This is a genomic window from Trinickia violacea (assembly GCF_005280735.1).
Classification (GTDB): domain Bacteria; phylum Pseudomonadota; class Gammaproteobacteria; order Burkholderiales; family Burkholderiaceae; genus Trinickia_A; species Trinickia_A violacea.
Genome location: NZ_CP040078.1, coordinates 2,733,341 through 2,745,831 on the forward strand (window position 1 = coordinate 2,733,341; position 12,491 = coordinate 2,745,831).

Genomic DNA, 12,491 nt, shown 5'->3' on the forward strand with positions numbered 1-12,491 from the left:
AAGGGGTTAGCGCAACAAATAGGGAATGTCGACCTTGACCGCGCCCGTCGGGCAATCCTTCTCGCACGGCATGCAGTACCAGCATTCGTCGAACTTCATGTAGGCGCTGCCCTTTTCGATATCGATCGCAAGCAGGTCGAGCGGGCACACGTCGACGCAGACCGTGCAGCCTTTATCGGCAATGCACTTGTCGGCGTCGATCGTGACGGGTGCGGCGCTGCGCTGGAAAATATCGTGCGGCGTATGGGACATCGTGAACTCCTCAAGCGGCAAGCGCTCGCTCGCCGGCGTCAGTGTCGGCGTCGGCGTCGATGCGCAGGTTTCGGTAAGCATCGCTTTCGCGCTCGTCGAGCGCGACGATGTACGGTTCGACGGAACGCTTCACGCTCGTCATGTTGCCGCCCGCGTCCTTTTGCAGATGCGTGTGGCAGAACCATTCGGCGTCGTTGCGCTGCGGGTAGTCGACGCGGTGGTGATACAGCCCCCAGCGGCTCTCGGTGCGAAAGAGCGACGCGCGCGCCGCCATCTCCGCGCAATCGCGAATCGCGCGCACCTCGGCCGCGCGCATCAGCTCGTGCGGACTGTTTGCTTGGATCGCGTCGATGTCGTCGGCGATTTCGGCGAAGCGCCGCAGGCCGATTTCCATCTTGCGTGTGACCTTCGGCGGCTGCAGGTAGTCGTTGACCATGCGCCGCAGCTTGTATTCCACTTGCGACGGCGCAAGCCCCGACTCGCGTTCGAGCGGCGCAAGCGCGCGCGTGCGTTCGGCGGCCACCTGCGCTTCGTCGAGCGGCGCGTGCTCGCGGCCCGCCACATAGTCCGCGGCGTTCTCTCCCGCGAACCAGCCATACGTAAACGCACCGAGCATGTAGTTGTGCGGGACCGCCGCCATGTCGCCTGCCGCGTAAAGCCCCGGCACGGTCGTCTCCGCGCGCTCGTTCACGTAGACGCCCGACGCGCTATGGCCGCTGCAAAAACCGATCTCGGAGATGTGCATTTCGACCATCTGCGTGCGGTAATCGGTGCCGCGCCCCGCGTGAAAGCGTCCGCGGCTCGGGCGCTCGTTCGTGTGCAGGATCTGCTCGATCGTCTGGATCGTCTCTTCGGCGAGATGGTCGAGTTTCAAGAACACCGGGCCATTGCCGCTTTGCAGCTCCTGGTAGAACTCCCACATCATCTGGCCGCTCCAGTAATCGCATTCGATGAAGCGCTCGCCCTTGCCGTTCGCCGTAAAGCCGCCGAGCGGCCCGGTCACGTACGCGCAAGCCGGACCGTTATAGTCCTTGATGAGCGGATTGATCTGGAAGCACTCGAGATTGGCGAGCGCGGCGCCCGCATGGTAGGCCATCGCGTAGCCGTCGCCGGCGTTGGTCGGGTTCTCGTAGGTGCCCATCAAGTAGCCCGATGCAGGCAAGCCGAGGCGCCCCGCCGCACCGCAACTCAGGATCACGGCCTTGGCGCGCACCACATAGAAATCGGCCGTGCGGCAATCGAAGCCGAGCACGCCGCTCACGCGCCCGTCTCCATCGGTCAAGAGCCGCGTCGCGACGATGCGATTCGTGATTGCCACGCGCGAGCGCTTCAACTGCCGGTACAGCACCTTCTTGATGTCGTGACCTTCCGGCATCGGCAGCACATACGAGCCCATGTGGTGCACTTTCTTCACCGCATAGTCACCGGTGCCGTCCTTCTCGAACTTCACGCCCCATCGATCGAGCGCCTCGATCGTCTTGAAGCTGTGCTTCGCGTACGCATAGACCGCGCGCTGGTCGACGATACCGTCGTTCGCGATCGTGATTTCCTTCGTGTACTGCTCAGGCGTCGCGTGGCCGGGAATCACCGCGTTGTTGAGCCCGTCCATGCCCATCGAGATCGCGCCGCTGCGCTTCACGTTCGCCTTTTCGAGCAGCAGCACGTTGAGCTTCGGGTTGCGTTCCTTCGCTTTGACCGCGGCCATCGGCCCGGCCGTGCCGCCGCCGACCACCACCACGTCGTATTCGAGCACATGCGTGTTCATCGCTTCGTTCCTTTCGATTGCTGGGTCTGCTTGGGATGCGTGGCTTTGCGGCGGTCGATGCGCAGGCGGTATTGAAACGCGTCGCCGCGGAAATACAGATGCTCGTAGTCGATCGGCGTGCCGTCGGCGCTGTGGGTCAAGCGTTCGATGCGCAACACGGGCGCGCCAACGCCAACGTTGAGCGCAGCGGCGATTTCGTCATCGGCGAGCATCGCGTCGATCGACACGTCCGCGTGGCCGAGCGGCACGCCGCAATCGTTCTCGATGATCAAGAAGATGTCGCGCGCGATCAGGTCGGCGGCAGCGAGGCGCACGCCAAGCGCTTCGGGCACATAGGTCACTTCGAGCGAAACAGGCTCGCGATTCAGAAACCGCACGCGATGAATCTCGGCGACCTTCGCGCCTTCCGGCAGCGCGAGACGGCTCGCGACATTGCCGTCCGCTTCGATGAAGCGCACGCCGCGCAACTGGTTGACGATCTCATGCCCCATCGAGGACATCGCTTCCGCGAAGCCCTGCAGCGATGTGACGTCTTGAAACGCCTTCGGCTTCGACACAAACGTGCCCTTGCCATGCAGCTTGAAAACGAGCCCTTCCTTTTGCAGATCGCCGAGTGCTTGCCGCACCGTGATGCGGCTTACGTCGAACATCGCGCAGAGTTCGCTTTCGGAAGGCATCCGGCTGTGAGGCGCATAGCGGCCATCGAGGATGCGGGCGCGCAAATCGTCCTTGATTTGCGCGTAGAGAGGCCGCGCAATCGGCGGCACGAGGTTTCCGTTTGGTGGTGATGGGAGCGGCATCGATCAACTTGTCATAACAAGATGATCTGCAGTGTAGGGACAGCGGCTTGCCGGACCAACCAAGTTTTCGTGCTATCGATTTCGCGCGCGGCGCTATAGGTCGCGCGGTTTCATGCTGCCGAGCGAAACGCTCTTGAACGCAGCGGAAAGACCTCTAAACCGAACATCGAGGCCGCTCGCCGAGCGAGGTGCGTCAGCGTAAAAGCGCCAGCAATTGCTTCGCGCCCGCCTCCGATGAAGCCGGATTCTGACCCGTTACCAAGAGGCCGTCGGTGATCGCGAAGCTTTGCCAATCGGCCCCTCGCTCGAAGATGCCCCCGAGCCGCTTGAGCTCATCCTCCACGAGAAACGGCACGACGTTCGTCAACTGCACGGCCTCTTCTTCTGTATTCGTGAAGCCCGTGACACGCCGGTGCTTGACAATCGGATGGCCATCGATCACGGCGCGGCGTAAAACGCAGGGTCCATGGCAGACCGCGCCTACCGGCTTCTTCGTTTTGTAGAAGGCTTCGATCAAAGCGATCGAGTGTTGGTCTTCGGCCAAGTCCCACAGCGGACCGTGGCCCCCTGGATAGAAGATGGCGTCATAGCCACTTGCTTTCACGTCGGCAAGCTTGACCGTATTTGCCAGGGCTTGCTGAGCAGCGGGGTCCGACTTGAATCGCTTTGTCATGTCCGTCTCGCCCTCGGGCGTATCGCTCTTGGGGTCGACCGGCGGCTGACCGCCCTTCGGAGAAGCAATCGTGACCCGCGCACCCGCATCGAGGAAGGTGTAGTACGGGGCGGCAAACTCTTCGAGCCAGAACCCGGTTTTCTTGCCGGTATTTCCCAACTGATCGTGGGAGGTCATCACCATCAGGATCTTCATTGTCGTGCTCCATCGCTAGGCGAACTTTTCCAGCATAGGATGATTTGTCCTCGCGGGAGCAGCTTTTTCATTGACCTATTCACACCAATCGCGCACCAATCGGTAAGCGCCTTTCGCGCACCGCTATAATCGCGCTCGAACATGGCTAGGAAAAATTGACTCATGAAAAAGATCACCGCCTGTGCGCTCGTTGCGCTTTTACTCGCGGCTTGCTCGTCCCCCGAAAAGAAAGCGCAGCAGGAACAGGAATTCGTCCACAACGAAACCAGCCTTGCCGAGGCCCAACGCAATGCGGTGGTCGAGTGCGGCGAACCGGCGACCTGCGACGCCGCGTGGACGCTCACTAAGCGCTATATCGAGAAGCACTCCGACACCAAAGTGACGCGCGCGGATGCGGTCGCTATCGATACCGAAGTGCCTTCGGGTTCGGGCGACGCCGCCTTCTCTGCAACGCGGGTTGCGAAAGGTGCTGGCGCGAGGCTCACCCTCTTCGCACAATGCCGCGACATGTATGGTCCGGACAACGCGAGAGGGTCGGACTATGACAAGTGCGCCGATAAGATCCTGCGGACTCAGAATGGCTATGTGGCGTTCCTCAAGGGACGCCAGTAAGGTCAATCCGCGGATCTATTCAATCCGCGAGCGTCATCGCACTGTATCGCGGCGCACATCGGAGAGCGAAGCCGTCTCCCACTCCGGTGCCGCCGCCACGCTGCCGTCGTCCGGAAGTATCAGCCGATCAGGAATATGGGCCGTGCGCTGCTTGGCGATGACGTAATACAACAGACCCGGCACGACGAGCCCGATGATCCACGAAATATCGGTGCCGCCGAGCCGATCGACGAGCGGTCCGGTATAGAAGCTTGTCGAGATGAACGGCATTTGCACGAGCACGCCGATCGCGTAGATCACGACGCCCGGCACATTCCACTGCCCATAGCGCCCGTTCGGGTCGTATAGCGCGGGCACGTCATAGCGCTCCTTGGTCACGCAGTAAAAGTCGACCAGATTGATCGCGCTCCACGGCGTGAAGAACGCGAGCAGGAACAGGATGAACGCGGAGAACTCCTTGAGGAACGCGTGCCGACCCGCCAGCGCGAGCCACGCCACACAGACGACCATCGCGAGAATGAAGAAGAGCCTCGCGCGGCCCGATATCTGCTTGCGGCCACCCACGCTCGTCACGATCGTGGCGATCGACATCACACTGCCGTAAGCGTTGAGCGTCGTAACCGTCAGTTTGCCGAGCGCGATCGCGAAGTACAGCAGCGAGGCCGCGGCGCCGCTCGCGCCGAGGCCGACGACGAACGCGACCTCGTGCCCCGAGAACTGCTTGCCCGCGAGCGCGGCGGCAAACACGCCGAACACCATCGAGGCTTGCGAGCCGATCACCGAACCGAGCCCCACCGCCCAAAACGTCTTGCGCGCGGAGGTGGTGCGCGGCAGATAGCGCGAATAGTCGGCAACGTAAGGGCCATACGCGATCTGCCACGACGCCGACAGCGACATCGCCAGCAGGAAATTCGCGAGCGAGAATTGACGGATCGCGAGCAGCGCGCCGACATCGTGCCCGGCCATCAGCTTCACGAACATATAGATGAAGGCAAGCACGCCGACGACGCTCGTCACGCGGCCAAGCGTGTGAATCGTGCGATAACCGAGCACGGTCAGCACGACGACGATCGCCGTGAAGATCAAGATGCCGACGGCATTGTCAACGCCGAAGAGCGCGCTGATCGCCTGCCCGGCAAGCACCGCTCCGCTCGCCGAGAAACCGACATACATCATGCAGACCAGCACGAGCGGCACGATCGCGCCATACACACCGAACTGCACGCGGCTCGAGATCATTTGCGGCAAGCCGAGCCGCGGGCCTTGCGCGCCGTGCAGCGCCATCACCGCGCCGCCCAGCAATTGACCGATCAGCAAGCCGATCAGCGACCAGAACACGTCGCCGCCGAGCACGACCGCGAGCGCGCCCGTGACGATCGCGGTGATCTGCAGGTTTGCGCCGAGCCATAGCGTGAACTGGCTCGCCAGGGTGCCGTGCCGTTCGCTTGCCGGGATGTAGTCGATCGTGCGGCGTTCTCTGAACGAGCGAGTCGAGGTGCGGTTGTTGTCGGCCATGGGCTTGTCGTCGTTGCGCATCGAATGCGGAGCAGACAACATACCCGCAACGATTTGTATAGACAACCCAGTGCGACCGTAGGTGTTTACGCGTAAGCCATTGGCGCGCGGCCCCGCTACTCGCCGCCTTCTTTCATCTGCTTCAGATGCTTGTAGACGGTGGCGCGCCCCATTCCGAGCACGTTGGCGACATAGTTCGCCGAGCTCTTGCCGCGAAACGCGCCCTCGGCATAAAGCGCTTCGACCAGTTCGCGCCGATGCTCGCGCGTGAGACCGTTGAGGCCGATCTGCCGCTCGCGCAGCCAGGTGTGCAGGAACGTGTTGATGCGATCCTGCCAGTCGTCGCGGAACAGTTCTTCGGGCGGCGCAACGATGCCCGCGCCCTTGATGAAGAGATCGAGTGTCGAGCGCACTTCCTCGAACACCGCGATGTTGAAGTTAATGCACATCATGCCGGCAGGCACCCCGCGATCGTCGAACAAGACGTTGCTCACGCAACGCATGCGCCTGCCGTCCCAGTTGAGCTTTTCGTACGGACCGATCACGCGTTCGCGCGCCGAATGATCGATTTCCTCGAGCGCGGAATCGTCGCCGACTTCGCGCTTCGACAGATTGTTCGCAAGGTACAGCACCGTCTGATCGTGCAGGTCGTGGATCACGACCTCCGCATAGGGGAAGAACAGCGTGGCGATGCCGTCCGCGATCGGCGCATAGCGGGTCAGCAGCAGGTCTTTGACGGGCGAGACTTTTTTCTTGCGCATCGGAAATGGCGTGTCTTCGGTGAGCGGATACGGGAGAGCCGGCCGTAATACTACCGCGTCAAATAGCGGTAGAGCTCGTAGGCGATCGCGACATCCTCGAGGCCCTGGCCGATCGAGCGGAAGAACACGTGCCGCTCGTACGCGGGCTTTTCGCACTTGCCCGTGACGAGATCCGGCAGGTCGCCCGCGATCTGCTCCGCACGCCAGCCGTGATGCTGCGCCGCCAGCTTCATCTCGCCTGCGCTAAGCGGCGCCGTGCGCTTGTAGTCGCAATACACATCCATGCCGGGCAGCCAGGCGGGCGGAATCTCGTGCGCGGTCGCGACGTTCGTGCTGATCGACGTGACGAGCGCCGGATGCGTGAGCATGCCGTCGGCCAGCACCGGCGAACCCGAGGAGGTACAGAGCATCACGACATCGGCGTCGCGCACGCAGTCTTCGAGGCTCCCGCTCGGCACCGCACGTGCGTCGATGTTGGACAGCGCCGCCTGTTTTTCCGCGTCCTGCGCGAGCCCCGGCGAGAACACGCGAATCGACTCCCACGCCCGCAACGGCGCAACGTGCCGCAGATGCGCGAGGCCGGCTGCGCCCGCGCCCACTACCGCCAGCCGGCGTGCATCGGCGCGAGCGAGCGTATCGACTGCAAGCGCCGTCGTTCCGGCCGTGCGCTCGACCGTGAGCAAGCCCGCATCGCACCACATCAACGGCTCGCCTGTCTCCATCGACATCAGTGCCGTCCATGCCGTCACGATCGGCCGCCCGCCCGTCACGATATACGGCGAAAGCTTCGCACCGAAGACTTTGGCGTCTGCGATCGCGCCCGCGTAGGTGATGAAATCGCCCGCGTTCGCAGGGAACAAGGTCAGCGTTTGCGGCGGTTGCACGGCGTTGCCGCTGCCGAGCGCGCGAAACATTTGCGTCAGCGCGCGGCGCATGTCCAGCGCGGGAAGCGCGTTGCGCACGGTTTCTTCGTCGACGAGCAGCGGAGCGGCTTTGACGGTCGCGGTTGCGTTCATGCGGTTCTCTCCAGAAGCGTTGAAAGTGGACATTAAGTCCAAATTAGACTTTTATAGATTACACGGAAAAATCGTGGATTGCGATCTTCCTGCACCCGTTTCTTGGTCTATGAGTGCTGCAAAAAACGAGGCGTTCTGGCTCGCTTTTCCGTTTTGCTCGGCGCCGACACCGTCTTTTTTGATCAAACGTTGCCCGGAATTATCGTATCCCCTATAGTCCATCGTAGACCTTTCGTCTATATTCTGACCACGCCATATCCCTACCCAAGACAGGACCCGCCATGAACCTGAAGCTCGCTTTCTGCATCGCCGCCGCGTTTGCCGGCATCGCCGGTACCGCTCACGCCCAGTCGTCCGATACGCTGCGCTTCGGTATCGAAGCTTCGTACCCTCCGTTTGAAAGCAAGTCGCCGTCGGGCCAATTGCAAGGCTTCGATATCGACATCGGCAACGCGGTCTGCAATAAGCTGAAAATGAAGTGCGTGTGGGTCGAAAATGCATTCGACGGATTGATCCCCGCGCTGCAGGCCCGCAAGTTCGACGTCATCAACTCGGCGATGAACATCACCGCCAAGCGCAAAGAGAGCATCACGTTCACACCGGCCATCTATGTCGTGCCGATCGTGATGATCGCCAAGCGCGGCTCGCCGCTCATGCCGGATACGAAGAGCTTGCAAGGCAAGCGCGTCGGCGTGCTGCAAGGTTCGTCGCAAGAAGATTTCCTCAAGGCCCATTGGGCGAACGCAGGCGTGACGGTCGTCTCGTATCAGGATCAGGACCAGGTGTACGCCGATCTCGTCGCGGGACGCCTCGACGCCGCCGTGCAGGAAGCGCAGACCGCCGAGGATGGCTTCCTGAAGAAGCCCGAGGGCCGCGATTACGCGATCGCGGGCGATGCGCTGAAAGACCCGGCCACGCTCGGCGAAGGCACGGGCTTCGGCATGCGCAAGGGCGACAAGGCGCTCCAAGCGAAGGTCGACGGCGCGCTCGATGCGCTGAAGAAAGACGGGACGCTCTCGGCGCTCTCGCAGAAGTACTTCCAGCGTGACATCATCGCGAAGTAAGCCGCGATCGCAACGCAATCGCCGAAGCAGCGGCCGGTCAGAACGGGTTGAAGGAGCCTATGGATTTCGACGTCATCGTGTTGGGCGCGGGCATTGTCGGCGTATCGTCCGCGCTGCATCTGCAGGACCGCGGACGGCGCGTCGCGCTCGTCGACCGGCGCGGTCCCGGCGAGGAAACCAGCTTCGGCAATGCCGGTCTGATCGAGCGCTCGTCGGTCGTGCCGTATGCGTTCCCGCGCAAGCTCGGCACGCTGCTGCGCTATGCACGCAATCACTCGACCGATCTCTACTGGGACTACAAAGCGCTGCCCTCGTTTGCGACGTGGCTCGCGCGCTTCTGGTGGGAGTCGTCGCCTGAGCGGCTTGCCGCCGCCGCGCGCGACATGCTGCCGTTGATTCGCCAAAGCGTGCTCGAGCACGATGCGCTGATCGCGCGTGCGGGTGTCGGCGAACTCGTGCGCGACAGCGGCTGGATCGAAGCGTTTCGCTCGCGCGAGGCGTTCGAAAGCGAAGCGCGGGCATTGGAGGCCGTCGCGCGCGAGCACGGCCTGAGAATGGTGCCGCTCGATGCGGCCGCGCTGCGCGCGAAAGAGCCCGCGATCGGCGAGGGCTTCTCTGGCGGGCTGCATTGGGAGGACCCGAAGAGCGTGCGGAATCCCGGCGCGTTGACGCAAGGCTATGCTCGCCTCTTCGTCGCCGAGGGCGGCACCTTGCTCAGAGGCGATGCGACGTCGCTGTGCGAGGGCGACCATGCTTGGACCGTCGACACGAACGAAGGCCGCGTCAGCGCGAAAGAGGTCGTCGTCGCGCTCGGCCCATGGTCGGACACCGTGTTCGCTCCGCTCGGCTACCGCATTCCGCTGCGCGCGAAGCGCGGGTATCACATGCATTACCGGCCGGCCCGGGCGATGCTGTCGCTGCCGGTCGTCGATATCGAACAGGGCTACGTGGTCGCACCGATGCAAGGGGGCCGGCTGCGCCTCACCACCGGCGTCGAAATCGCCAAGCGCGACGCGCCGCCGACCGGCATTCAGCTCGAACGCGCCGAGCGGCTCGCCAAACCGCTGTTCGGGCTTGGCGAGCGTATCGATCCCGAGCCATGGCTCGGCAGGCGGCCGTGTACGCCTGACATGCGGCCGGTCATTGGTCCGGCGCCGCGGCATCGGGGTCTATGGTTCGCGTTCGGCCACAATCATCATGGCTTGACGCTTGGGCCGGTGACGGGGCGCTTGCTCGCGGAGATGATGACTGGCGAAACGCCGTTTACCGACGCGCGCCCGTATCGGCCTGCGAGGTTTGCGTAGCGAAGACTGGGCGCTAAGCTGCCGGCAAATAGGCGCTGCGCCTCACATTCGCCGGACAGAAGATCCGAAACTCCACGGGCCCCTCGGGCGGCGCATCCTCGACCACCCCGCACGCGCGCAACAGATGTTGCAGCGCCGATATCACCTGCCCGTCCGGGTCCTGATCGATCGCGACATCCATCAGCCCCTCCTCGATATACGCGCGGTGCGTGTCGAGCATTTCATGGCCGACCCACACCACGTCGCCGCGCGCGCCGAATTGGCGTAGCGCCGCCTCCACGCCCGGCGACCCATAGCCGCTGTTGTAGATGCCCGTGAGCCCGCCCTGCTTGAGCGCGGCCGCCACCGCGCGATAGCAGCGGTCCGCATCGTCGTACATCTCGATGGCGAGCGGGGTGCACTCCAGCTCGGGGAACGCCTCGAGCGCCGCACGGCAGCCGCCGATGCGGTCGATGTGCGCGCGATAGTCCATGCGGCTCGCCAGCAGCAGCACGCGTCCGGGACGTTTCGCGAGACGTCCCACGAAATAGCCCGCTGTGCGGCCCGCCGCGATATTGTCGATGCCCGCGTAGTGGAGGCGTCCGGGTGTCGCGACGTCCGTCACCATCGTCACCACCTGCTCGCCGCGCTCGATCACGGCGGCGAGCGCATCGCGCACGGGCACCGTATCGTGCGTCGTCACGATCAGCCCCGCGCGCTTGTGGCGAGGCGCGAGAATCGCGGCGGCGATCACGTCGTCGTCGCCCTCGGGAAGCTGCGATCGATGCACGACGATGCGCCTGTCGAGCATCTGCATCGAACGCTGCAGCGCGAGCGTCAGGCGCTGAAAGAACGGCGAGCTGTTGTTCGGCAGCAGCACGTCGATGTGCAGCAACCCATGCCGGGTGTCCGGCAGGATGCGCGGCACCGCGAGCCGTTTCGCCGCGGCGACGACCCTTGCACGCGTCGCCGCCGATACACTGCCGCGCTCGTTGAGCACGCGGTCGACCGTCGCGATGCTCACGCCCGCCTCCGCTGCGATCTCCTCGAAACGCGCACTGCGCTTGCGCCGCGCGGGCGCGCGCAAACTGCTCTCGCTGGCTTTCGTCACACTTGTCTCCCGTCGACCAGAGTTGGCGCTTTAGAGCCTAGTCCCATCCCGCTCAAAGCTTTCGCCTTTATTCCAGCGCTTCGTGATGCGGCACACCGACCTCGCCGCGTTTATTCGTGACGCTAAGAGCTTGACGAAAAAACGTCAACTTTTCGTTGAGCCGGCCGCCTGCCGAAGCGTGGTGTGCGGGCGATGCGTGACGGCGCGCCCTAAGCGTGCCATTCCGCTGGCGCGGATGGTTTCAACGGCACAAGCTCTCCCAAACATTGGGAGAGCTCAGTCAATCCGCTGCAACGAAGTCAAAACTTATGGCGAATGCCCGCGATCACCAGATTTTGGCTCCGACTGGTTGACGGGGCATTGAGGAAAATGTCCGCCACGGCGAGCGGACCGCTGACACGCTGGTAGTCGTCGAACACGTAGACATCGGTGCGCTTCGACAATGCGTAGTCAATCGTGATCTGCCCTGTGTTCCAGTGAGGGTTGGCGTCGATCCCGCCATACGTGCCGTGTGTATAAACGTAGGACGCCGCAACCGACAACGCCGGCGTCAGCAAGTACGAAAACGAGACGTCGTAGTTGTTGAGGTGAAGACTGGAGTGGTCGAGATAGTCATACCGGATGTCGTCCACAAACGCGCTTAGCGTGGCCTTGTCTGTAATTCGGTAATTTCCGCCCGCACCGATATTCCGCTGTCGCTGAACACCCACCGCACTGTTGATCGGGCTCGTGCGGAACAGCCAGAACGGCGCGCCCGCATAGTCGTTCGTTACAGCACCGTTGGCGTTGGTCGTACCGGGGTACTGGAGGTCCACGTATGCCGCCGCGACGCTGAATCGATTTCCTGTGTACCGCACGCCCACACTCCATGCTCTGTTGAGGGCGAAGTCGGTCGAATTGCTCATGGCGTAAAGCGCTTCCGCTGAGAAGCCGTTCCAGATCGGCGTCGCGTATTTGATGCTGTTGTTATAGCGCCAGCTTCCCATCAGGTTGTCGGAGTCTCCCGGATGCGCTGCAAGCCCACCTGAGGCATAGGGCGCCGAGAACAAGGCGATATAGTCGAAAAACGCATCGTACTGCCGCCCGAACGTCACTGTTCCCAAGGTGTTGCTTTGCAGTCCAACCCAGGCCTGCCGGCCGAACATGCGCCCGTTCTGGCCCAGGCCGCCCGTTGTAATGTCGAAGCCGTTTTCGAGTTGAGCCACCGTCGCAAGACCGCCGCCGAGGTCTTCCCTGATCTTGAAGCCCCATCGATTGTTCTGGTTGGTTCCGGAGTAGAGGGCATATTCCTTGGCGCCGCCGGCGTTGCTCACATAGCCAACCCCCGTACTAATGAGGCCGTATATCGTTACGCTCGACTGCGCATGTGCCGAGAGCACGCTGCAAACGCCCATCGCTGCAACAGCACCGGAAATAAAGGTCTTTTTCATCAAAATTTCCAAAC

12 protein-coding genes are annotated in these 12,491 nt (G+C 62.8%); 3 read left to right on the plus strand and 9 right to left on the minus strand.

Going from position 1 to position 12,491, the window contains the following annotated elements; translation table 11 throughout:
• Positions 1–6: 6 nt before the first annotated feature.
• The 4 genes from FAZ95_RS34285 to FAZ95_RS34300 all read right to left on the minus strand — a co-directional run bounded on the left by FAZ95_RS34285 (position 7) and on the right by FAZ95_RS34300 (position 3,685).
• Positions 7–252, minus strand: a complete 246-nt coding sequence (locus tag FAZ95_RS34285; protein ID WP_137337739.1) for a 4Fe-4S dicluster domain-containing protein — start codon at positions 250–252, stop codon at positions 7–9.
• 10 nt (positions 253–262) lie between these two features.
• Positions 263–2,017 carry a fumarate reductase/succinate dehydrogenase flavoprotein subunit gene (locus tag FAZ95_RS34290; RefSeq protein ID WP_137336827.1) on the minus strand — a complete coding sequence of 585 codons (1,755 nt, stop codon included), beginning with the start codon at positions 2,015–2,017 and terminating at the stop codon, positions 263–265.
• Complete coding sequence (locus FAZ95_RS34295) at positions 2,014–2,817, minus strand: GntR family transcriptional regulator (protein ID WP_137336828.1); 804 nt, start codon at positions 2,815–2,817, stop codon at positions 2,014–2,016. The genes FAZ95_RS34290 and FAZ95_RS34295 overlap by 4 nt, the downstream gene beginning before the upstream one ends.
• Positions 2,818–3,010: 193 nt before the next feature.
• A complete protein-coding gene (locus tag FAZ95_RS34300) occupies positions 3,011–3,685 on the minus strand; it encodes a type 1 glutamine amidotransferase domain-containing protein (protein WP_137336829.1) in 675 nt (224 codons plus the stop codon).
• A gap of 162 nt (positions 3,686–3,847) precedes the next feature.
• On the opposite strand from FAZ95_RS34300, the gene FAZ95_RS34305 reads away from it, so the two are divergent.
• Positions 3,848–4,297, plus strand: coding sequence for a hypothetical protein (locus tag FAZ95_RS34305; protein WP_137336830.1), 450 nt, complete (start codon positions 3,848–3,850; stop codon positions 4,295–4,297).
• Positions 4,298–4,330: 33 nt separating this feature from the next.
• On the opposite strand, the gene FAZ95_RS34310 is transcribed toward FAZ95_RS34305, so the two are convergent.
• The 3 genes from FAZ95_RS34310 to FAZ95_RS34320 form a co-directional block, all read right to left on the minus strand.
• Complete coding sequence (locus FAZ95_RS34310) at positions 4,331–5,812, minus strand: purine-cytosine permease family protein (RefSeq protein ID WP_137336831.1); 1,482 nt, start codon at positions 5,810–5,812, stop codon at positions 4,331–4,333.
• Between the two features lie 116 nt (positions 5,813–5,928).
• Positions 5,929–6,573, minus strand: a complete 645-nt coding sequence (locus FAZ95_RS34315; protein WP_137336832.1) for a helix-turn-helix transcriptional regulator — start codon at positions 6,571–6,573, stop codon at positions 5,929–5,931.
• A 50-nt stretch (positions 6,574–6,623) separates the two neighbouring features.
• Complete coding sequence (locus FAZ95_RS34320) at positions 6,624–7,589, minus strand: ornithine cyclodeaminase family protein (RefSeq protein ID WP_137336833.1); 966 nt, start codon at positions 7,587–7,589, stop codon at positions 6,624–6,626.
• A 281-nt stretch (positions 7,590–7,870) separates the two neighbouring features.
• Here FAZ95_RS34320 and FAZ95_RS34325 point away from each other — a divergent pair, with 281 nt between their 5' ends.
• Positions 7,871–8,653 (plus strand): ABC transporter substrate-binding protein, encoded by a 783-nt coding sequence (locus FAZ95_RS34325; RefSeq protein WP_137336834.1) that lies wholly within the window; start codon positions 7,871–7,873, stop codon positions 8,651–8,653.
• Positions 8,654–8,712: 59 nt separating this feature from the next.
• Positions 8,713–9,957 (plus strand): NAD(P)/FAD-dependent oxidoreductase, encoded by a 1,245-nt coding sequence (locus FAZ95_RS34330; RefSeq protein ID WP_137336835.1) that lies wholly within the window; start codon positions 8,713–8,715, stop codon positions 9,955–9,957.
• 13 nt (positions 9,958–9,970) lie between these two features.
• Here the strand turns inward: FAZ95_RS34330 and FAZ95_RS34335 are convergent, their stop codons facing one another.
• Positions 9,971–11,047 (minus strand): LacI family DNA-binding transcriptional regulator, encoded by a 1,077-nt coding sequence (locus FAZ95_RS34335; protein ID WP_254700092.1) that lies wholly within the window; start codon positions 11,045–11,047, stop codon positions 9,971–9,973.
• Between the two features lie 299 nt (positions 11,048–11,346).
• On the minus strand, positions 11,347–12,477 hold the full coding sequence (locus FAZ95_RS34340; protein WP_254700094.1) for a porin: 1,131 nt from the start codon (positions 12,475–12,477) through the stop codon (positions 11,347–11,349).
• Between the last annotated feature and the right edge of the window lie 14 nt (positions 12,478–12,491).